At 52.3% G+C, this 22,689-nt stretch carries 18 protein-coding genes; 10 read left to right on the forward strand and 8 right to left on the reverse strand.

Annotation, left to right across the window (positions count from 1 at the left end; translation table 11 throughout):
- Positions 1 to 143 precede the first annotated feature (143 nt).
- The 8 genes from dnaE to tilS all read left to right on the forward strand — a co-directional run bounded on the left by dnaE (position 144) and on the right by tilS (position 14,002).
- Positions 144 to 3,623 carry a DNA polymerase III subunit alpha gene (gene dnaE, locus L975_RS12760; protein ID WP_010864518.1) on the forward strand — a complete coding sequence of 1,160 codons (3,480 nt, stop codon included), beginning with the start codon at positions 144 to 146 and terminating at the stop codon, positions 3,621 to 3,623.
- 13 nt (positions 3,624 to 3,636) lie between these two features.
- Positions 3,637 to 4,596 (forward strand): acetyl-CoA carboxylase carboxyl transferase subunit alpha, encoded by a 960-nt coding sequence (gene accA / locus L975_RS12765; protein ID WP_010864517.1) that lies wholly within the window; start codon positions 3,637 to 3,639, stop codon positions 4,594 to 4,596.
- Between the two features lie 234 nt (positions 4,597 to 4,830).
- Positions 4,831 to 6,441, forward strand: coding sequence for a lysine decarboxylation/transport transcriptional activator CadC (gene cadC / locus L975_RS12770; RefSeq protein WP_047708952.1), 1,611 nt, complete (start codon positions 4,831 to 4,833; stop codon positions 6,439 to 6,441).
- 1,221 nt (positions 6,442 to 7,662) lie between these two features.
- Positions 7,663 to 8,973, forward strand: a complete 1,311-nt coding sequence (cadB, locus tag L975_RS12775) for a cadaverine/lysine antiporter (RefSeq protein ID WP_010864515.1) — start codon at positions 7,663 to 7,665, stop codon at positions 8,971 to 8,973.
- 114 nt (positions 8,974 to 9,087) lie between these two features.
- Complete coding sequence (locus tag L975_RS12780; protein ID WP_010864514.1) at positions 9,088 to 11,223, forward strand: lysine decarboxylase CadA; 2,136 nt, start codon at positions 9,088 to 9,090, stop codon at positions 11,221 to 11,223.
- Positions 11,224 to 11,362: 139 nt separating this feature from the next.
- On the forward strand, positions 11,363 to 12,220 hold the full coding sequence (pdxY, locus tag L975_RS12785) for a pyridoxal kinase PdxY (RefSeq protein ID WP_010864513.1): 858 nt from the start codon (positions 11,363 to 11,365) through the stop codon (positions 12,218 to 12,220).
- A gap of 83 nt (positions 12,221 to 12,303) precedes the next feature.
- Positions 12,304 to 12,693: a VOC family protein gene (locus L975_RS12790; RefSeq protein ID WP_047708953.1), complete on the forward strand. Its 390-nt coding sequence runs from the start codon at positions 12,304 to 12,306 to the stop codon at positions 12,691 to 12,693.
- Positions 12,683 to 14,002 (forward strand): tRNA lysidine(34) synthetase TilS, encoded by a 1,320-nt coding sequence (gene tilS, locus L975_RS12795; RefSeq protein WP_039045880.1) that lies wholly within the window; start codon positions 12,683 to 12,685, stop codon positions 14,000 to 14,002. Before L975_RS12790 ends, tilS begins: the two co-directional genes overlap by 11 nt.
- A gap of 91 nt (positions 14,003 to 14,093) precedes the next feature.
- Here the strand turns inward: tilS and L975_RS12800 are convergent, their stop codons facing one another.
- A complete protein-coding gene (locus L975_RS12800; protein ID WP_010864510.1) occupies positions 14,094 to 14,345 on the reverse strand; it encodes a Rho-binding antiterminator in 252 nt (83 codons plus the stop codon).
- A gap of 10 nt (positions 14,346 to 14,355) precedes the next feature.
- Positions 14,356 to 14,556, reverse strand: coding sequence for a YaeP family protein (locus L975_RS12805; RefSeq protein ID WP_010864509.1), 201 nt, complete (start codon positions 14,554 to 14,556; stop codon positions 14,356 to 14,358).
- A 185-nt stretch (positions 14,557 to 14,741) separates the two neighbouring features.
- Between L975_RS12805 and L975_RS12810 the strand changes: the two genes are divergently transcribed.
- Positions 14,742 to 15,473 (forward strand): copper resistance protein NlpE N-terminal domain-containing protein, encoded by a 732-nt coding sequence (locus tag L975_RS12810; RefSeq protein WP_052181465.1) that lies wholly within the window; start codon positions 14,742 to 14,744, stop codon positions 15,471 to 15,473.
- A gap of 200 nt (positions 15,474 to 15,673) precedes the next feature.
- Here the strand turns inward: L975_RS12810 and proS are convergent, their stop codons facing one another.
- From proS to metN, 6 genes are all read right to left on the reverse strand, one after another.
- Positions 15,674 to 17,392, reverse strand: coding sequence for a proline--tRNA ligase (gene proS / locus L975_RS12815; protein WP_047708954.1), 1,719 nt, complete (start codon positions 17,390 to 17,392; stop codon positions 15,674 to 15,676).
- Positions 17,393 to 17,479: 87 nt separating this feature from the next.
- Positions 17,480 to 18,208 carry a tRNA (N6-threonylcarbamoyladenosine(37)-N6)-methyltransferase TrmO gene (gene tsaA / locus L975_RS12820; protein WP_052181466.1) on the reverse strand — a complete coding sequence of 243 codons (729 nt, stop codon included), beginning with the start codon at positions 18,206 to 18,208 and terminating at the stop codon, positions 17,480 to 17,482.
- A 24-nt stretch (positions 18,209 to 18,232) separates the two neighbouring features.
- Positions 18,233 to 18,610 carry an Rcs stress response system protein RcsF gene (gene rcsF / locus L975_RS12825; protein ID WP_010864505.1) on the reverse strand — a complete coding sequence of 126 codons (378 nt, stop codon included), beginning with the start codon at positions 18,608 to 18,610 and terminating at the stop codon, positions 18,233 to 18,235.
- Between the two features lie 230 nt (positions 18,611 to 18,840).
- A complete protein-coding gene (locus L975_RS12830) occupies positions 18,841 to 19,650 on the reverse strand; it encodes a MetQ/NlpA family lipoprotein (RefSeq protein WP_010864504.1) in 810 nt (269 codons plus the stop codon).
- Between the two features lie 102 nt (positions 19,651 to 19,752).
- Positions 19,753 to 20,406: a methionine ABC transporter permease gene (locus tag L975_RS12835; RefSeq protein ID WP_052181467.1), complete on the reverse strand. Its 654-nt coding sequence runs from the start codon at positions 20,404 to 20,406 to the stop codon at positions 19,753 to 19,755.
- Complete coding sequence (gene metN / locus L975_RS12840; RefSeq protein ID WP_047708956.1) at positions 20,387 to 21,430, reverse strand: methionine ABC transporter ATP-binding protein MetN; 1,044 nt, start codon at positions 21,428 to 21,430, stop codon at positions 20,387 to 20,389. The genes L975_RS12835 and metN overlap by 20 nt, the downstream gene beginning before the upstream one ends.
- Positions 21,431 to 21,819: 389 nt before the next feature.
- Here metN and gmhB point away from each other — a divergent pair, with 389 nt between their 5' ends.
- A complete protein-coding gene (gene gmhB / locus L975_RS12845) occupies positions 21,820 to 22,380 on the forward strand; it encodes a D-glycero-beta-D-manno-heptose 1,7-bisphosphate 7-phosphatase (RefSeq protein ID WP_230400815.1) in 561 nt (186 codons plus the stop codon).
- The last annotated feature ends 309 nt before the right edge of the window (positions 22,381 to 22,689 follow it).

Consider the following 22,689-nt stretch of genomic DNA (forward strand, 5'->3'; position numbering starts at 1 on the left):
AGTTTTGCGCCCGTGAAGCGGGCGCTCGGGCTGTAATCGACCGCTTAGCGAGCCAAAAGCACTAACGGGTGTGTACCCGATGTTATTGCGTTTAGATGCGCCGCATCTGAGCGATGGAATTGAGAGTTAAGGAGTGTTTCCTGATGGGGCAGCCCCGTTTTGTTCACTTACGGGTTCACAGTGATTACTCCATGATTGACGGGCTGGCGAAAACCGGCCCGTTGGTCAAAAAAGCCGCCGCACTTGCAATGCCGGCATTGGCTATCACCGATTTCACCAACCTGTGTGGTCTGGTGAAATTCTACGGCACCGCGCACGGTGCTGGCATCAAGCCCATTATCGGGGCTGACTTTTTAATGCATAACCCCTTATTGGGGGATGAGCTGGTAGAGCTGACCATTCTGGCGGCCAATAACACCGGTTATCAGCATCTGACGTTACTGATTTCACAAGCGTACCAACGTGGTTATGTGCAAGGTGGGCCAGTCATCGAACGTGATTGGTTAGAGCAACACCACGAAGGACTGATTGTGCTTTCCGGCGCCCGTTATGGCGATGTCGGCAAGGCACTGCTGCGCGGTAATCAGGAGTTGGTGGATGAGTGCATCAACTTTTACCAAACCTATTTTCCGGATCGCTACTATCTGGAGCTGATCCGTACCGGTCGTCAAGACGAAGAGACTTACCTGCACTTTGCGGTTGAATTGGCTGCGCGTTGCGATCTGCCGGTGGTGGCGACCAACGATGTGCGTATTTTGACGCCGGAAGATTTCGACGCCCATGAAATTCGGGTCGCCATTCACGATGGCTTTACTCTCGATGATCCGAAACGACCAAAGAAATACAGCGCCCAGCAATATCTGCGTAGCGAAGATGAGATGTGCGAGCTGTTTGCCGACATCCCGCAAGCACTGGAAAACAGTGTTGAAATCGCTAAACGCTGTAACGTAACCATTCGTTTGGGCGAGTACTTCCTGCCGCAATTCCCGACCGGTGATATGTCCACCGAAGATTTTCTGGTGATGAAATCCCGCGAAGGCTTGGAAGAGCGTCTGGAATTCTTGTTCCCCGATCCGGCTGTACGCGCCGAGAAGCGCCCCCCTTATGATGAGCGTCTGCAAATCGAGCTCGACGTAATTAACCAAATGGGCTTTCCGGGTTACTTCCTGATCGTGATGGAGTTTATCCAGTGGTCCAAGGATAACGGTATTCCGGTAGGCCCTGGGCGGGGCTCAGGGGCCGGTTCATTGGTGGCCTATGCGCTGAAAATCACCGATCTGGATCCGCTGGAATTTGACCTGCTGTTCGAACGCTTCTTGAACCCTGAACGGGTTTCCATGCCCGACTTTGACGTCGACTTTTGCATGGATAAGCGCGATCAGGTTATCGAGCACGTGGCCGATATGTATGGTCGTGATGCGGTATCCCAGATCATCACTTTCGGTACCATGGCGGCCAAAGCGGTGATCCGTGATGTGGGCCGTGTGCTGGGCCATCCGTATGGCTTTGTGGATCGCATCTCGAAGCTGATCCCGCCCGACCCTGGCATGACCTTGGCGAAAGCCTTTGAAGCTGAGCCACAGCTGCAGGCGGCGTATGACGCCGATGAAGAGGTGCGGGCGCTGATCGATATGGCGCGTAAACTGGAAGGGGTCACCCGTAACGCCGGTAAACACGCCGGTGGGGTGGTGATTGCACCAACCAAGATCACCGACTTTGCTCCGCTGTATTGTGACTCCGAAGGTCATCATCCGGTAACCCAGTTCGATAAAAACGATGTGGAATACGCCGGTCTGGTGAAGTTTGACTTCCTTGGCCTGCGTACCTTGACCATCATCAACTGGGCGTTGGAGATGATTAACCCGCGCTTGGCTAAAGAGGGCAAGCCTCCGGTAGATATTGCGGCGATTTCGCTGACCGATCCGGCCTCGTTTGAGTTGCTGCAACGCTCTGAAACGACCGCGGTATTCCAGCTCGAATCGCGCGGTATGAAAGATTTGATCAAGCGTCTGAAGCCCGACTGCTTCGAAGATATGATCGCGCTGGTGGCCCTGTTCCGTCCGGGCCCACTGCAGTCCGGGATGGTGGATAACTTTATCGACCGTAAGCACGGGCGTGAAGCGATCTCGTATCCGGACGTGCAATGGCAACATGAGTCACTGCAACCGATTCTGGAGCCGACCTACGGCATCATCTTGTATCAAGAACAGGTGATGCAGATTGCCCAGACGCTATCCGGCTATACGCTGGGCGGTGCGGATATGCTGCGCCGTGCGATGGGTAAGAAAAAGCCGGAAGAGATGGCCAAGCAGCGCGGCACCTTTAAAGAGGGCGCGGAGAAGAACGGCGTCGACGGCGAGTTGGCGATGAAGATCTTCGACTTGGTGGAGAAGTTCGCTGGCTACGGCTTTAACAAATCGCACTCCGCGGCCTATGCGCTGGTGTCTTACCAAACGCTGTGGCTCAAGACTCACTATCCGGCAGAGTTCATGGCGGCGGTAATGACCGCTGATATGGATAACACCGATAAAATCGTTGGTCTGGTCGAAGAATGTCGTCGCATGGGGCTGAAAATTCTGCCTCCGGATGTGAATAGCGGTGAGCATCACTTCCGTGTCAACGAAGCGGGCGAGATTGTGTACGGCATCGGGGCGGTGAAAGGGGTCGGTGAAGGCCCGATCGAAGCGATTGTAGAAGCGCGTCAAGCCGGTGGTTATTTCCGTGACCTGTTTGATTTTTGTGCGCGGGTGGATGTTAAACGCATCAACCGCCGGGTACTGGAGAAACTGATTTTATCCGGCGCGATGGATCGCTTAGGCCCGCATCGCGCGGCGCTGATGGCGAGCTTGGAAGAAGCGCTGAAAGCCGCCGATCAGCATGCCAAAGCCGAAGCGTTGGGGCAGGCTGACATGTTTGGCGTGCTGGCCGATGCGCCGGAGCAAGTTGAACAGGCGTATGCCAACGTGCCGCCGTGGCCAGATCAAGTGTGGCTGGAAGGGGAGCGCGAGACGCTCGGCTTGTATCTGACCGGACACCCGATCACCCAGTATCTGAAAGAGTTAGACCGCTATGTGCCGTCGCGCTTAAAAGATATGGTGCCATCGCCACGCGGTCAGGTTACCGTAGCGGCTGGCTTGGTGGTGGCGGCGCGGGTGATGACAACGAAACGTGGCTCGCGGATCGGTCTGGTGACACTGGATGATCGTTCCGGCCGACTGGAAGTAATGTTATTCTCGGATGCACTCGATCGTTATCAGCATCTGGTGGAAAAAGACCGCATTTTGCTGGTTACCGGACAGGTCAGCTTTGATGACTACTCCGGCGGACTTAGAATGACGGCTAGAGAAGTGCTTGATATTGGTGAAGCGCGGGAAAAATACGCCCGTGCACTTGCCATCTCGTTAACAGACGGGCAAATTGATGACCAGTTTTTCAGCCGTTTCCGACAGGTGCTCGAGCCGCACCGCGCCGGGAGTGTGCCGGTCAATATTTACTACCAGCGGGATGACGCGCGCGCCCGGCTGCGTTTAGGTACTGAATGGCGTGTAACCCCATCCGATCAATTGCTACTCGGTCTGCGTACGCTGATCGGGAATGAACAGATCGAGCTGGAGTTTGACTAGGACAACCATAATTATGAGTCTGAATTTTCTGGATTTTGAACAGCCAATTGCCGAATTGGAAGCCAAAATTGATTCGCTTCGCTCGGTAAACCGCCAAAACGAGGATCTGGATTTCGATCTGGATGATGAGATCCGTCGTTTACAGGATAAGAGCGTAGAGCTGACCCGCAAGATTTTTGCGGATCTGGGCGCTTGGCAGATTGCCCAGCTGGCGCGTCATCCGCGTCGCCCTTATACGTTGGATTATATCGACCAGATCTTCACTGAGTTTGATGAGCTGGCCGGTGATCGCGCTTACGCCGATGACAAAGCGATTGTTGGCGGGATTGCCCGTTTGGAAGGGCGTCCGGTGATGGTTATTGGCCATCAAAAAGGCCGTGAGACCAAAGAGAAGATCCGCCGTAACTTCGGTATGCCAGCACCTGAAGGCTACCGTAAAGCCCTGCGTCTGATGAAGATGGCGGAGCGCTTTAAGCTGCCGATCATTACCTTTATCGATACCCCAGGTGCTTACCCTGGCGTGGGTGCAGAAGAGCGTGGCCAGTCCGAAGCGATTGCGCGTAACCTCAAAGAGATGTCGATGCTGACCGTACCGGTCATTTGTACCGTGATTGGTGAAGGCGGCTCTGGTGGCGCGCTGGCGATCGGGGTGGGTGATAAGGTCAACATGCTGCAATACAGCACCTATTCGGTGATTTCACCGGAAGGCTGTGCCTCCATTTTGTGGAAGAGCGCCGATAAAGCGCCACTGGCCGCGGAAGCGATGGGGATCACCGCGCCGCGTTTGCATGAGCTGGGCCTGATTGACAGCGTGATTGGTGAGCCACTGGGTGGTGCGCACCGTGATATGGCGGCAATGTCGGCGGCACTGAAGGCACAACTGCAACAAGATCTGCAGGATTTGGACGTGCTGGATGAGAATATGCTGCTGGAGCGTCGTTATCAGCGTCTGATGAATTACGGTTATTGCTGATTTATGCAATAAATTTGATAAAATGCTTAAGAAGCGGCTGTGATGGCCGCTTTTTTATTATGTCGACAAGTCGCTGAGATTTGTCATTTTCACGCCGGTAGAACGCCCTTTTACATCAAGAAAACCTCATTTTCTCCACTTTGTGTGAGAGAGAAAGTTTTGCTGCGGGGAAAACCGTGCTAGCCTTGCGCACTCGAAATTTTGATCCGATGACATGAAACAATACTCAGTATAATGCGAGACGAATCCTACCGCGTGGGCGAATGGCTGGTTTCTGCAGCTGACAATAAGTTAATTCGTGGCGAACGGGTCTTGGTGGTTGAACCAAGACTTGTCGATATGCTGTGCTATTTTTCTACCCATCCGGGAGAAGTGCTCAGCCGCGATGAGCTGATTGATAATATCTGGACCCGCAATGTGGTAACGCCGCATGTGGTGACTCAGTGCATCTCTGAGTTGCGTAAATGTCTGAAAGATGGCCGGCCAGACGCGCCGGAATATATCGTGACCGTGCCGAAACGCGGTTACAAGCTGGTGGCCTCGGTCACGTTGTGCGTCGGTGATGCGCATGTTTCCGGTTATGAGCCGCCATTGGCTGCCGTGCCGGTAGAGCCTACCCCAGAAGTCAGCGCTGCCCCAGTCACGCCTGTAGAGCCGGTAAATCCGGCCGCCAGTATCAGCAGTGCGCCGGTGTCGACCACCGAGCAAGAGCTGTATGCGGCGGCTAAGCTTGCCTGTTTCGTTCCTCCTGCCGATACCGTAACTCAAGGTGTGGTTGCACCGCGTTTTTCCTGGTGGAAAGTGCTGGGGATTGTCTTGCTGCTGAGCCTGTTTGCCGGAGGTTCGGCGTTTCTGTTCCGTCCAGTGCCGGATATGTCGCCGGTATTGATGGATCCGAATGCGGTGTCTATCCAGTGGGTCGCTAACCCAAATAGTGTGTGTGCCAATACTCAAGGGCCTATTAGCAGTGTTAATGAGCTTCTGGCGCAGGCGCTGAATAATTACAGCCCGTACAATGCACACGACATGACCAATTACAGTGATCGTAGTCTGCCGACAGCGGGGAAGACGCTGTATACCCAGTTTGAAAATCAGCAGCACCACCGCGTCAGTCAGTGTTTCTTATCGGTTTCACTGGTCAATAACGCTACGCGTAAAGTGCTGATGAGCAAGCGCTACATCATTACCGAAACCAACTTGCTGACGGTGCAGGTTGATGTGCTCAACCATGTGTTTGCGGTGCTGGGCTTACAGCCGCCACAGACTTTGATTACCCGTTTGAGTAACGTAGCACCGCAAGATGGGCATGTGTTGCGCCAGTATTATCATGCGCACCAGTTGATGCAAAGCGGGGATGTGGACTCCTTAGTCGCGGCGCGCGATATTCTGCAAACCTTACTGAAAGATTACCCGAACTTTATCTATGCGCGTGCTGAGTTGCTGCTCAACAATATGGTGTTGATGACGTTGCAGCCAAGTGGTGATGCGGAGCAGCAGCGTTCGGCGATTAAAGATGAGCTGGCGCGGATTGTGGACGCGCCAGAGCTGCACGGTAATCCGATCGTGTTGCAGCTGCAGGCGTTGTTCCAATTGAATAACGGCAATCTGGCGCAGGCGCAGATGTATGCTGAGCAGGCGGTGAAGCTGGAGCGTAACTGGCTGTCTTACGTGCTGCTGGGTAAGGTGTATGAGCTGGAAGGGCTGTTCAGTGATGCGGCGGATGCCTATCTGTCGGCGTACAATCAGCATCCGGGTAAGGGCACCTATTACTGGATTAAAAACGCTATCTTCCAAAGTGAGCTCAATGCCGTAGCGCCTTATCTGAACGATACCACCTTTGATTAATGGGTGACTGATGACGGTGTCGCGCCACGCTTTACGTCGTGGCGCAGCGGGGCGGTGTGGTGGCCGCTAGCCGTGCTGAGTGGTGCGCTTGAGGCTGAAGCTGAGGCTAGGCATCCTAGGTATTATTGAGTTGAGTGATGCTCAATGGGGTATTCGCGCTATCCCGTGCGTTTCTGTTTTTAGCTTTCCCTATTCTCATTTTTCCACTATCTCTTCTTTTCATCTTTTCATCTTTTCATCTTTTCATCTTTCTATTAATCCCCTGCATCTTATTACCCGCTCTCATCTTCAACTCTTCCATTCTTTTTTATCCCGATCATTGTTTATTTCTTTCTCATACTTTCCGTATGTTCTGTGCTTGTTTTTTTAGCTTAGGTTTATTGGTTTAGTGTTCTTGGTTTAGTAGTTATTAGCTTAGTTTGGCTGGGCTTGAGCCTCACGGTGCTATCTCTTGCTTTTGGGAACATGCTGATTATTTATCTTCGCCATGTAATCTGGCGGTTTATTTTGGGGTTGCCGTTGCTGTTTTCTTTTTTAACCGGATGTTTTCGAGGTTGATAGCGGAGAATAAATCGTCATTTTGCGCATAGTTATTGGCAAGGAAGGGATATTAAGTAAACAGGTTGCCATGTATTGCGGTGTGCGCATGGATATCCCTAAAGATGTTTGTTTGTTGCTGATGGTTAATATTGCGCCATGTTGACACTGCAAAGGCACAATATTGATGCGGGTAAAGTTAATATCAACATGCTGATTTATATGTGTTTATATTTTAAATTTAGCGAGTGCAAACGGTTGGGTTACATTCTGCAACAAGTCTCATGGAATGTTTGGAATTGTCATTTCTTGAGAAGATTTAATAAGTTCACTTTAACTTTAGGACTTTTATTTGGCAGAGGGATAAAGTCCATCACACAAAACGAGTGACACTGTGTAAATGACACGTTTTTGATTCGCTCTTTTGTTGAACACAAAGTAATAAGCAGATGCAGATATCTCTTTTGGGTGCTTGCTGCTTTATCTGGTAAACCGCGATTGATGTGAATAAGACTCATGTGAATCAGGTTTAGCCACTTACATAAAACAATACTGCACGCTTGTGAAAAGAAGGGCAGGAATATAGTCAGTTTCTGTTCTCGGCATAAGTTAAGTAGTCACTGCGCTGAACATTGAAATTCGGACAGTGGTTAAGATTTCAAATATTGAAATTCAGGAGTCACCATGTCGTCGACTAAAAAAATCGGCCTGCTAGCCTGTACTGGTGTAGTAGCCGGTAACATGATGGGTAGTGGTATCGCATTGCTGCCAGCTAACTTGGCTCGTATCGGCTCTATCTCCATTTGGGGTTGGGTTATTGCTCTGATCGGTGCGATGTCTTTGGCCTATGTATATGCCCGTCTGGCTACTAAGAACCCTCAAGAGGGTGGCCCGATTGCATACGCTGGTGAAATTGCCCCAGTATTTGGTTTCCAAACCGGTGTTCTGTACTACCACGCTAACTGGATCGGTAACCTGGCTATCGCTATCACCGCGGTTGCTTACCTGTCTACTTTCTTCCCAGTTCTGAACGAGCCAGTGGCTGCCGGTATCGCCTGTATCGCTGCTGTATGGTTCTTTACCTTTATCAACCTGCTGGGTGGTTCTTGGGTGAGCCGTCTGACCAGTATCGGTCTGATTCTGGTACTGATCCCAGTAGTTGCTACCGCTATCTTCGGTTGGGCTTGGTTCGACACTGCAACTTACGTTGCTAACTGGAACACCACTGGTGAGCCAAGCACTAAAGCAGTTGTTAGCTCTGTTCTGCTGTGCCTGTGGGCGTTCGTGGGTGTTGAATCTGCTGCGGTAAGTACCGGTATGGTAGACAACCCACAGCGTACCGTACCAATGGCTACCATGCTGGGTACTGGTCTGGCGGGTATCATCTACATCCTGGCAACTCAAGTGATGTCCGGTATGTTCCCTGCTGCTGAAATGGCTGCGTCTGGTGCGCCGTTTGCAGTAAGTACTTCTAAGATGGTGGGTTCTTGGGCTGCGCCTCTGGTATCTGCTTTCACCGCTATCGCCTGTCTGACCTCTCTGGGTTCTTGGATGATGCTGGTTGGCCAAGCGGGTGCGCGTGCTGCACAAGACGGTAACTTCCCAGCTGTATACGGCGAGATGGACAAGAACGGCGTACCTAAGAAAGGTCTGATTCTGGCGTCTTGCAAAATGACTGTGCTGATGATCCTGCTGACTGTAGCAAGCTCTAGCGGTGCGAACGCTTCTGACCTGTTCGGCCAGCTGACTGGTATCGCGGTACTGCTGACCATGCTGCCTTACTTCTACTCTGCTGTGAACCTGATCCGCTTCGAAGGCGCGACTACTCGCAGCGTACTGAGCATCGTGGCTTCCGTAATTGCTGCAGCGTTCTGTTTCGTAGCGCTGGCAGGTGCAACTTCAGCTCAGCTGACTGCCACCTTCATCGTGAGCCTGATCATCCTGATGTTCTACGCGAACAAGATTGGCCGTAAGAGCGCTGCAACTGCTGCGTAATGGCAAGTCTGAGTTAAAAGAATAGCTAAACCATATCCTCAAAAACGTGCTGCTTCACTCGATGTTATCTCTGACGGAAGAGGTGGCAGCACGGTATAAAGTAAGGGTTATATAATGAATATTATTGCTATCATGAATCACCTCGGTGCCTTCTTCAAAGAAGAACCGATCCGTGAATTACACGCTTCGCTGGAAGAAAAAGGTTTCCAGGTTGTTTATCCAAACGACCGTGAAGATCTGCTGAAACTGCTGGAAAACAACGCACGCGTTGCGGGTGTTGTATTCGATTGGGACAAGTACAGCCTGGATCTGTGCCGTGATATCAACGAACTGAACGAGAAACTGCCTCTGTTCGCGTTCGCTAACACTCACTCTACTCTGGACGTGAGCCTGAACGACCTGCGTCTGAACGTGACTTTCTTCGAGTACGCGCTGGACATGGCGTCTGACATCACTCTGAAGATCGAGCAAGCTGTTGCCGCTTACGTTGACGACATCCTGCCTCCACTGACCAAGGCGCTGTTCAAGTACGTTGAAGAAGGTAAATACACTTTCTGTACTCCAGGCCACATGGGCGGTACTGCGTTCCAGAAATCTCCAGTAGGTAGCATTTTCTATGACTTCTTCGGTGAGAACACCATGAAGTCTGACATCTCTATCTCTGTTGGCGAGCTGGGCTCACTGCTGGACCACTCCGGTCCACACAAAGAAGCGGAAGAGTACATTGCACGTACTTTCAACGCTGAGCGTAGCTACATGGTGACTAACGGTACATCTACTGCGAACAAGATCGTAGGTATGTACTCAGCACCAGCTGGCAGCACCATCATGATCGACCGTAACTGCCACAAGTCTCTGACTCACCTGATGATGATGAGCGACGTGACTCCGCTGTACTTCCGTCCAACCCGTAACGCTTACGGTATCCTGGGTGGTATCCCACACAGCGAATTCACTCGTGAAACTATCGAGCAGAAAATTGCTGAAACACCAAATGCTGAGTGGCCAGTTCACGCCGTAGTAACTAACTCTACTTACGACGGTCTGCTGTACAACACTGACACCATCAAGAAGACTCTGGATGTTAAATCTATCCATTTCGACTCTGCATGGGTTCCTTATACCAACTTCCACCCAATCTATAAGGGCAAGTGTGGTATGAGCGGTGACCGTGTACCGGGTAAAGTATTCTACGAAACCCAGTCCACTCACAAACTGCTGGCTGCGTTCTCTCAGGCTTCCATGATTCACGTTAAAGGTGACATCAACGAGGAAACCTTCAGCGAAGCGTACATGATGCACACCTCTACTTCTCCGCACTACGGTATCGTGGCTTCCACTGAAACCGCAGCAGCGATGATGAAGGGCAATGCTGGTAAGCGCCTGATCCAAGGCTCTATCGACCGCGCTATCCGTTTCCGTAAGGAAATCAAAAAGCTGCGTTCTGAGTGCGATGGCTGGTTCTTCGACGTATGGCAGCCAGAGAACATCGACGAAGTGGCTTGCTGGAACCTGGATCCGAAAGACGGCTGGCATGGCTTCAAGGACATGGACGAAAACCACATGTTCCTGGACCCAATCAAAGTTACCCTGCTGACTCCGGGCCTGAGCAAAGAAGGTACTCTGGAAGAACAAGGTATCCCAGCATCCCTGGTTGCTAAGTTCCTGGACGACCGCGGTATCATCGTTGAGAAGACCGGTCCTTACAACCTGCTGTTCCTGTTCAGCATCGGTATCGATAAGACCAAGGCACTGAGCCTGCTGCGTGGTCTGACCGAGTTCAAACGTTGCTACGACCTGAACATGAAAGTTAAGAACGTACTGCCAAGCGTGTACGCGTCTAACCCAGAGTTCTACGCAGAAATGCGTATCCAGGAACTGGCACAAGGCATCCACAAGCTGATTTGCCACCACAACCTGCCAGAACTGATGTACACCGCGTTCGAAGTTCTGCCTAAGCTGGTGATGACTCCGCACGCTGCGTTCCAACAGGAACTGCGCGGTAACGTGGAAGAGTGCTACCTGGAAGAGATGGTTGGTAAGATCAACGCCAACATGATCCTGCCATATCCACCAGGTGTTCCTCTGGTAATGCCAGGTGAAATGATTACCGAAGAAAGCCGCCCAGTGCTGGACTTCCTGCAGATGCTGTGCGAAATCGGTGCCCACTTCCCAGGCTTCGAAACTGATATCCACGGTGCGTATCGTCAAGCTGACGGCCGCTACACCGTTAAGATCATCAAGCAGTAATTTGTGTATACAAAAAACGGCGCATTTCGCGCCGTTTTTTTTACTTTTTGCGGCGATAATCCGATATTCTTACGTCATCTCTTTTTAGTTTGCATAAAGCATGCGAATGCCTGTTGGGGCATGCGGAGCTCATAAAATCATGAAAAACGTTCTGTCGATTCAGTCTCATGTCGTTTACGGCTATGCCGGTAATAAAGCAGCCGTATTACCGATGCAGCTGTTAGGTGTTGATGTTTGGCCGTTGCATACCGTTCAGTTTTCCAACCACACCCAATACCAAAAATGGCAGGGTATGGTATTCCCACAAGAACAAATTGGTCTGATCACCCAAGGCATGGATGAGATTGGCGTATTGCCAGAGTGCGATGCGGTGCTGTCGGGTTATATCGGCGCGGCAGAACAAGGTCAGTCTATTTTGGCCACCGTACGTGCGGTGAAAGCCAAAAATCCAAATGCGATTTATTTTTGCGATCCGGTCATGGGGCACCCAGAAAAGGGCTGTATCGTGGCACCGGGCGTGGCAGAGTTTTTAGAGCATGATGCGGTGAGCTGCGCCGATGTCTTAGCGCCAAACCTGCTGGAGCTGCAAGCGCTGTCTGGCTTGCCGGTAGAGAACTTCGAACAAGCGGTTGCGGCAGCGCGTCATTTGCTGAGCCGTGGACCGAAGAAAGTGCTGGTGAAACACCTGAGCAAAGCTGGCCGTGATCCGCAGCAATTTGAAATGCTGCTGGTGAGTGCCGATGAGGTGCTGCATATCAGCCGTCCGCTGCATGATTTTGACCGCCAGCCGGTGGGCGTGGGCGATCTGACCAGCGCCATCTTCTTGGCTAACTTGCTGCAAGGCAAAAATGATCGTGAGGCCTTTGAGCACACCGCAAATGCCGTCAACGATGTGATGACCTGTACCCAGCAAAACGGCAAATACGAGCTGCAGATCGTCGCCGCGCGTGAGCATATTGTGAATCCGGTCAGCCAATACCGCGCACAGGCACTTTGATCCTTGCATCTGACAGCGCAGAGCGTTAACGTTTCGCTCCTGACGGCAGTAACTGACTGCCGTCTGGCTGACAGAGGAAAGGGATGCTCAAACTCCGTGCCGTACACCATATCGCGCTGATCTGCTCCGATTACGCGCGTTCGAAAGCGTTTTATACCGAGATCCTCGGGTTTCGCGTACTGGCTGAGCATTACCGGCCAGAGCGTGATTCATGGAAGTTGGATCTGGCGTTAGACGGTCAGTACACTCTGGAGCTATTTTCATTCGCGCATCCACCGCAGCGACTCAGCCAACCCGAGGCGTGCGGATTACGCCATCTGGCGTTTGCCGTCAGTGCGCTGGATGAGGCGGTGGCCACATTGCAGGCACACGGTATTGCCTGTGAGCCGATCCGCACCGATCCTTATACTCAGCGTCGTTTCACCTTCTTTGCCGATCCGGATCAATTACCTTTAGAACTTTATGAACAGTGACCCAATTCTGGCGCAGGCCGCCGCGTGTATCGGAGAGGACAACCGCGTACTGGTTGCCTACAGTGGTGGCGTTGACTCCACCGTACTGCTGCATTTGATGATGCGTTTGCGTCAGTTGCGCCCTGAGCTTCGGGTGCGCGCGGTGCATGTGCACCACGGCCTGAGCCGTTTTGCGGATGAGTGGGCGCTGCATTGCGAGCAGCAGTGTGCGCAGTGGCAAATTCCGCTGGATGTGGTGCGTGTGCAGGTGAAAAAAGCCCATATCAGCTTGGAAGCTTCGGCTCGTGATGCGCGTTATCATGCCATTGGCTCACGCTTAGAAGCCGGTGAGAGTTTGGTCACCGCGCAGCATTTGGATGACCAGTGTGAAACAGTATTGCTGGCGCTCAAGCGCGGCAGTGGTCCGGCGGGGTTGGCGGCGATGACGGCGCGGATGCCGTTTATGCGTGGTCAGCAGGTGCGCCCGTTACTGTACGTTTCCCGCGCCGAGATTGAAGCCTATGCCGCGTTGCATCAGTTGAGCTGGGTTGAAGATGACAGTAACAGCGATCCGCGCTTTGATCGCAACTTCCTGCGCTTGCAAGTGATCCCCGAGCTGACCGCTCGTTGGCCACATTTTGGTGAAGCGGTAGCGCGCAGTGCCGCGCTGTGTGGCGAGCAAGAAGAGCTGCTCGATGAGCTGTTGATGGAGTCTTTGCAAACCCTGCTGGATGACGATGAGTCTATCGATATCGCTGGGTTGCAGCAGATGAGCGAAGTGAAACGCCAAGCGATTTTGCGCCGCTGGTTTGCGTGTCTCGGCGCATTAATGCCTTCGCGGGAGCAGCTGCAGAGCTTGTGGTATCAAGTGGCTATGGCGCGTCAAGATGCTGAGCCGGTACTGAATATCCAGCAGTGGCAGGTGCGCCGCTTCAAGCAGCGTCTGTATTTGCTGCCGAGCATGCGCTCACTCGCCGATTCGGTGCAGATGTGGGATGGTTTACGTCCGCTGGTGTTACCGGATAACTTGGGCGAGTTGCGTTTACAAGAAGGCGGCCTAAGCGTGCGTGCGCCGCTGCCCGCCGAGTTTGTCAGCGTGCGTTTTCGCGCGCAGGGGCGTTTTCATATCATCGGGCGTAATGGCTCGCGTCAGATTAAGAAAATCTGGCAAGAGCGCGGTATTCCGCCGTGGCTGCGCGATCGCACACCGATGCTGTTTTACGGCGAAACCTTAATTGCTGCCTTTGGCGTGTTTGTCACCAAAGAAGGGCAACCGCAGCCTGATCAGCCACAGTGGCAGATTTACTGGGCCAAGCCGTGGCTGTGCTAAGCACCGTTAGCCAGCAAAAAACGCAACGCTGAACACGAAATACAAGGCGGGATAGGGCAAACCATCGCGCCTTGTATCTGTTTACCCCTGCTCACTCCAAGTATTGCACGCCAAAGCGCTCGTGGCTGAAGGCGTGCAGGCTATCGAGCCGCAGTCGGATCTCATGACCATCTGCCAGTTGCAGCAGAATAAATTCCTGATGGTTCTCAATCTGCATGTCCATCGCGGTGCCTTCAATCACTTCACCGGACTTTTGCGTGATATGCAGCTTATAGTGGTGCATACAGGCCAGTTCCAGAAGATCGTAAGTCGCACATGAGATGGGCTGATAGTCATTGGTCATGATGAAATTCCTAATCCGTGCTGATGTCACTCATTAACAGATTGGCGGCGGCATAGGCTGCCTGATCGCGCACCGTTTCCGGTACGGCCGGATCTTCCGCTATCCGGTTCAATGTCTCCAGTACACAGTGTAGTGCATCTGGAATATAACCGAGCTCTCCGCTACCAATCTGTGCATATGCTCGGCGGATTCGCTCGCCATACTGCAACATAGCATTTCTCCTGCATGAAAATGAAAAATCGTCATGCGCTGTTATATCTTAATACCGCTGATTACACAAAAAGCGGCCTTCCTCTTGGCGGCTAAGCGTGATGCATGCGTAAAACAGCATGGTAGAGAGTGGCGGCAGGCGGTATCCTTAAGGGGTAGAGTCAATACAGAGAACAGGAGCACGTTATGGCATCCTCTTTTTTGCGCAGTGCGTTGGCCCTGTCTGTCATTTTCAGTCTGAGCATGCCGGTGGTGCAGGCCGCCGACAATACGCGTACCACCGACAGCGAACCGGCAACCTTATTTGAAGGTTATCAAGGTGTGCTGCCGTGTACTGATTGTGATGGTATCGACACCCGGATCCGTCTGAATGATGACGGCAGTTTTGTGGAAACCGATACCTACCTGCAAGGACGCAGCGGACAGCTGTTTGCAGACTATGGCCGTTGGACTCGGCAGGGTGAAAAGTTGATCCTGACCTCCAGCAATGGTGATGTGCAAAGCTATCAGGTGCGCCCAGATAGCTTATTGATGCTGGATCAGGACGACAAACCGTTGCCGGATGAACATCAGTATGTGCTGCAGGGCGCCGAGGTGGCGTTGCCGAGCGATCCTATGTCGGTACGCGGGATGTATACTCCGCGCGCTACCGGTGCGGTCTTACAAGATTGTGCCACCGGTTTGACCTTTACCTTGCAAGGGGAAAGCAAAGCCTTGCAAGCGGCTTATCGTAAAGCGGTGCAAAAGCTGCACGGTAAAGATCCGCAGAAACCTCTTTTGGTTGAGCTGACCGCGCATTTTGCCGATAAGGCTGATAAAGCCGGGGATAGTGATGAGGTCTCGGCCAGCTCCGTGCTGGTGGTCGATAGCTTAGAAGGCTTTGTTCCTGCCGAGCAGTGTCAGTCAGAAGAAGAGTGACGCAGTGAGTAAGCTCTGCATAGGGAAGTGCGCATGGGAAAGAGCGGTAGTCAAACCTGAAGCGAGAAGCTTTAGCGCTGTAATATCGCTAACTATTAGATAAAAAAGAACCCCGCACGGATCTCCGGCGGGGTTTTTTGTTTTCTGGTTTTTGCGCTCGTCTCATTGAGACGAGGCTCTTTGACGTAAGCGCTCGCGTATTAGCGCTTAATGTTGGCCAGCAGTACGCTCAGAATGTCATCACTCTTGATCATCTGCTTCTCGCCGCTGCGGCGCTGCTTATATTCCAGCTCATTGTTGTCGAGGTTGCGATCACCGATCACCACCACGTGCGGAATACCCATCAGCTCCATGTCAGCAAACATCACGCCCGGACGCTCTTTACGATCGTCTATCAGTACATCGATACCGGCCGCTTGCAGCTCGTTGTACAGCTTCTCGGCCGCCTCTTGCACGCGGTAAGACTTGTGCATGTTCATTGGCAAAATGGCTACATGGAACGGAGCAATCGCGTCAGGCCAGATAATGCCGCGCTCGTCATGGTTTTGCTCGATAGCCGCTGCAACCACACGGGAAACACCGATACCGTAGCAGCCCATCAGCATGGTCTGGTTACGGCCATCTTCGCCCTGCACGCAAGCTTTCATCGCTTCGGAGTACTTCGTACCCAGCTGGAAGATGTGGCCCACTTCGATACCGCGTTTGATCTGCAGCGTACCGTGACCATCCGGGCTTGGATCGCCCTCAACCACGTTACGGATATCCGCTACGTCGGCCAGTGGCAGGTCACGCTCCCAGTTGATACCGAACAGGTGCTTACCATCTTGGTTAGCGCCAGCTGCGAAATCGCTCAGCATGATCACGGCACGGTCGGCAATGATTGGCAGTGGCAGATTAACCGGACCCAGTGAACCAGGACCGGCGCCAATCGCGGCGCGGATTTCTGCTTCGTCCGCCATTTCCAGCGGATCGGCAACCAGTGGCAGTTTCTGCGCTTTGATTTCGTTCAGCTCGTGGTCGCCACGAACCAGCAGTGCAACCAGCTTGTGACCGCTACCTTCAGCTGCGCGTACTACCAGTGTCTTCACGGTCTTCTCAACCGGCAGATTGAACTGCTCAGTCAGCTCAGCGATGGTTTTGGCATTCGGTGTATCCACCACACGCATCTCTTCGCTTGGTGCAGCACGCTCGCCCGCAGGCATCACGGCTTCCGCCATCTCTACGTTAGCCGCGTAGTCAGACGCATCAGAGAAGGCGATATCATCTTCACCGCTCTTGGCCAGTACGTGGAATTCGTGTGAAGAGCTACCACCGATAGAGCCGGTGTCAGCCAGCACTGGGCGGAAATCCAGATCCATACGTGAGAAGATGGCGCTGTAAGCGGCATGCATCTTGTCGTAAGTCACTTGCAGTGACTCTTGAGAGGTATGGAAGGAGTACGCATCCTTCATCAGGAACTCACGGGCACGCATCACACCGAAACGTGGACGGATCTCATCACGGAACTTGGTCTGGATCTGGAACAGATTCAGTGGCAGTTGCTTGTAGGAGAACACTTCGTTACGGATCAGGTCAGTGATCACTTCTTCGTGGGTTGGACCCAGCACGAATGGACGCTCGTTACGGTCAGCGATACGCAGCAGCTCCGGACCGTATTGCTCCCAACGACCGGTTTCCACCCACAGGTCAGCCGGCTGAACCACTGGCATCGACACTTCGATGGCGCCGGCTTTGTTCATTTCATCACGTACGATGTTTTCAACTTTCTTCAGTACGCGCAGACCGGTCGGCAGCCAAGTGTACAGGCCGGAGGCTAATTTACGGATCATGCCGGCACGGAGCATCAGCTGGTGGCTGATCACCTCCGCATCGGATGGAGTCTCCTTCAAAGTGGAGAGCAGATAATTACTGGTACGCATGGATAGATTCCGTGAGTGATTCAGACAAAATCGGAAAGCGGCTAGTTTAGCAGTGTGACGAGAGGCCAAAAAGCCTCTTTGCTCAAATCAGCTGCGCTTTTCTATCATCAGCACCTCGGTTTGGGTGCCGGTGACCTGCCAGCGGACATTAAAGTCCAATAAATGGACGGCGTATTCGCGCGCATCCGTCTCTTTTTTACGATAGGCCGGGCGTGGGTCTTGCACCAGCACGTCGCTGATAAAACGGCGCAAGTGCGGATAACGGCGTGCTTCTTGCTGCAAAACCTGCTCTGCCACCGCGCTAAACAGCACTTGCATGTCAGATTGCGGAGCCTCTTGTGCAAAACCGGCGCGCGCATCGGGTTCGCTATCCACATACGGCAAGTAAGGTTTGATATCCAAGATAGGGGTGCCGTCGACTAAATCGAGGCTGCCGAGCTCCAGATATACTTCACCACCACGCACCTTAATGCCGCGCAGCTCGACTTTGGATAACCCAATCGGATTAGGGCGAAAGGTCGAACGAGTGGCAAATACCCCTAGGCGCTCATTGCCGCCTAATCGTGGCGGGCGCACCGTAGGACGCCAGCCTTGTTCTTGGGTTTGGTGAAACACAAACATCACCCAGATATGGCTGAACTGCTCTAAGCCGCGCACCGCATCCGGTTGATTGTAGGGGGGCAGTAAACGCAGCTCACCGTTGCCATCTTGCACCAGCCCCGGTTGGCGCGGTACGGCAAACTTTTCTTTATAAGGTGATTGGATCACGCCTATCGGCGTCAGGGTTAAGGTTTCAGGAGACAGATCCAACAGCATCACCTCACAACTCGTTAATCAAGATTACTTGTTCACAATAATGGCCGAGCCTTGGCAGAGTGCCAGTTGCTCACAGCCCGGTACGCCAGTCAGCATCAGGCATTGATTCAGCAGCAAGCCATTGCCGCCCATCTCTTGCACCTTACGCAGGGTCACATTGCGCGCTTCGGTCAGGCTTGCTGGCTTGTCACGGCTATCGGCCTGACACACATCGCCCTGTACATGGCCAATATTCTTATACTCCACGCCTTCCAGCTCACTGCTTTTTTCATACAGCGCGATCGTGCTGGGGGCAAAGTAAGTTTTCACATTTTGTGGATTCAGATTACTGTCCACATTGTAATGGGTGGCACAACCGGCCAGCAGGGTCGCGGCGGCAAACAACAGAATCGATTTAGACATTCCGGTATCCGTACTCAGGTTAAGTAAGAGCGCACACAAATAATGATGGCGTGGGAAACTGTAGCGTAAAAACACGCTCGCGTGCCTGATGGCGCTAAGAAAGCCCGTACCATCTGCCATTATCAGATAAGCATTATCGGACAATAGTAAACAAAAGCACCACAAACCAAAAGAGCGCCGCATGGGCGCTCTTATAAGAGGGATAGCAAAGCGAAGCGAGAAAAGGAAGATTACCAGCCTTTCACCACGCCGCCTTTAAACACTTCATTGGCCGCTTGATACACTTCTTCGGTCTGGAAGGCTTTCACGAACTTTTGTACGTTCTCGGCATCTTTATTGTCTTCACGCGCCACAATCAGGTTGACGTATGGAGAGGCTTTGTCTTCAACAAACAGGCCATCTTTTGGTGGGGTCAGACCAATTTGGCTGGCGTACGTGGTGTTGATGATCGCCAAGTCGACATCATCCAGTGAACGTGGCAGCTGTGGCGCTTCCAGCTCAACCAACTTGAGTTTCTTCGGATTGTCGACCACATCCAGCAAGGTTGCGTTCAAACCGCTTCCGTCTTTCAGCTTGATCAGACCTTGTGCTTGCAGCAGCAGCAGAGAGCGACCCAGGTTAGTCGGGTCATTCGGCAGGGCTACGGAAGCGCCATCGGCCAGCTCGCTGACGTTTTTAATTTTCTTCGAGTAACCGGCAATCGGATACACAAAGCTATTGCCCACGACAGCCAGCTTGTAACCGCGGTCAGCAATTTGCTGATCCAGATACGGCTTATGCTGAAACGCATTCACATCCAACGAACCATCGGCCAGCGCCGCGTTCGGGGTAATGTAGTCACTGAAACTCACCAGCTCCACATCCAACCCGTATTGCTGTTTCGCCACTTTTTTGGCAACTTCCGCCACTTGCTCTTCTGCGCCAGAGATCACGCCCACTTTAATCTTGTTGCTGTCAGCCTCTTTTTGACCACAGGCGGTCAGCAACAAGCTGCCAGCCAGAGCACTTACCAGAGCGAGGGTTTTAAACTTCAGTGTCATTGTCGATATCCTTCTTTATATCTTATTAACCCGGGCATGGCGTCGTGTCGCCGTACCAATAAGGGAGTGATGTAACGTGAACGAGATTATTTATGAGCCGTATTATTTATGATCAGTTGCGCGAACCAGACGCTCTCCCACACTTTGGATGATTTGCACTAACAGCACCAAAATGGCGACGACGACTAACATTACGGTGCCGTCAAAACGCTGGTAACCGTAACGGATCCCCACATCACCTAAACCCCCGCCGCCGACCGCACCGGCCATCGCCGAGTAGCCCACCAAGGTCACCAGCGTAATGGTGATCCCGTTGATAATGCCCGGCAACGCTTCCGGCAGCATCACTTTGACAATTATCTGCAGCGGGCTTGCGCCCATGGCACGTGCCGCTTCCACTAAACCGGATGGGATCTCCATCAGCGCGCCTTCAACCAGTCGGGCGATAAACGGCGTAGCGCCAATGGCTAGTGGCACAACTGCTGCCATGGTGCCAATCGAGGTGCCCACAAGCAGACGCGTAAGCGGAATAATCGACACAATCAGAATAATGAACGGGATAGAGCGCCCAATATTGACCACCGTACCCAGCGCTTTATTCAGCAGCGCATGCTCTTTGATTTGCCCCGGTTTGCTGATAAATAGCACTACACCGAGTGGGATCCCAAGCGCTAAACCAATCGCGCCGGATACCAGCACCATGGTGAGGGTCTCGCCGAGCGCCTTAAACAACAATTCAAGCATGGCTTGCGACATAACCGAGTACCTCCACCTGTACATGATGCTGGGTAAAATAATCAATGGCTTGCTGGCATTGCTGCTCATCGCCTTCCAGCTCGGCCAACATGACCCCGAACTTTACGCCACCGGCATAATCCATCTGCGCACACAAAATATTGCAATCAATGCCTTGCTCACGAGCGAGCTTCGACAGCAGTGGCGCATCCACCGATTGCCCCGAGAAGGCCAAACGCACCAGCGGGAAAAATCCGGCTTGTGGCGCGGCAGTTAAGCGCTCGGCGTAATCGGCCGGAATGTCCAAATCTAAAGTGGCGCGGATAAACTGCTGCGCCAATGGCGTTTTCGGATGCGAAAACACTTCACTGACCGTGCCTTGCTCAATCAGACGGCCACCACTGATCACCGCGACCTGATCGCAGATGCGCTTCACCACATCCATTTCATGGGTGATCAATAAAATGGTTAGCCCCAAGCGGCGGTTAATGTCTTTGAGCAGCCCCAGAATCGAGCGCGTGGTGGCCGGATCTAATGCGCTGGTGGCTTCATCACACAGCAACACTTTAGGATTACAAGCCAGCGCTCGTGCGATCGCCACCCGTTGTTTTTGCCCGCCAGACAGATTGGCCGGATAGCTTGCATGCTTGTCCGCTAGTCCAACCAGCTCCAGTAACTCGGTCACGCGCTGCTGTAATTGCGCCTTCGGGCAGCCTTCTAACTCCAGCGCAAAAGCCACATTGCCAAATACGGTACGCGAAAAGAGCAAATTAAAATGCTGAAAAATCATCCCAATGTGGCGACGGGCCTGCGTCAATTCCTTATCGGACAGCGCCAGCATATCGCGGCCATCCACCACCACCTCACCCGAGCTTGGGCGCTCTAACAGGTTCACGCAGCGGATCAGCGTACTTTTACCGGCTCCTGAGGCGCCAATAACACCGAAGATCTGCCCTGCGGGAACATGCAAGCTGACATCATCCAGCGCATGCACCGTGCGGTTACCGGTGTGGAATACTTTACTTATGTGGCTGAGTCGGATCATGGTACGTCATGCTCTCCATGCAGAAACGGGTACAGACTTCTATCGCACAAAACGCTGTTGCAAACAATATACAACTGGGAAACATGCGTGTTCATTCTGATAACGGATGCTAAGATGTCTGGACGTCTATCGTCAAGAGTTTTTACGTCTAGACGTCTAAAATAATTTGTCCACTCAAAATCAAGTGAGCAAAAGAGGGGACACAAAGATAACTGTGAGCTGCGTTTTCTGACGCGACGCCGATAACTCGCTATTGCGTTATCTATATAGAAAGCGTGATAGATAGCGCGCAGCACGAAGCAATCAGTACCGACGATGCTTTCCCATACGCTTTGCCTCTAAAACATGCGATAATTTTTCCTACATTAATGCCTTGGAGAGTACCCACAGTGGCACAAGCAGCTGTATTTCTGGATCGTGACGGCACATTGAATGTCGATCACGGCTACGTATATGAAAGTGATAACTTCGACTTTATTGATGGCGCTATTGACGCTTGCCGTGAATTGAAGGCGATGGGGCTGGCTTTGGTTCTGGTAACCAACCAGTCAGGTATTGCCCGTGGCTTGTTCAGTGAAGATCAGTTTATGCACCTGACCGAGTGGATGGATTGGTCCTTGGCGGATCGTGGCGTTGACCTTGATGGCATCTATTACTGCCCACACCACGCCGAAGCAGGTATTGGTGAGTACAAGGTTGATTGTGATTGCCGTAAACCGAAGCCGGGCATGTTGTTGGAAGCCAAACAATTCTTGGGTCTGGATATGGCCGCTTCAGTCATGGTCGGTGACAAGAAAGAAGATATGCAAGCAGCGCAAGCGGCAGGCGTCGGTACCAAAATTTTGGTTCGCACCGGTAAACCTATCACTGCAGAGGGTGAAGCATTGGCCGATCACGTGGTAGATAGCCTGTCTGATGTTCCCGCGCTGCTCAAATCGCTGGGCTTTTAAGACGTTTGTTTGAAATTTGAACGAACGATTTAAAAAGTGAAATTATCGCTTGCCTCTGATGAATTAGCCCCTATAATGCGGCCCTCGTTGAGACGGCAAGCGATTGAATTTCTTGCTGAAGTGAAAATAAATTCTTCACTGAAATAAGCGTGAAATAAAGCTTGACTCAATGCGGCGAAGAAAGTAAATTTCTCAGCCTGTCGACGCGAAGTAAAACGTAGCGCGACAACTGTTCTTTAAAAAGTTAATCAGACAATCTGTGTGGGCACTCGTTTGAGAATGCTGATATCCAAAAGATATTAAGTTAAA

The organism is Plesiomonas sp. ZOR0011 (genome assembly GCF_000800945.1).
In the GTDB taxonomy this organism is placed as follows: Bacteria; Pseudomonadota; Gammaproteobacteria; order Enterobacterales; family CAMTGL01; genus Plesiomonas; species Plesiomonas shigelloides.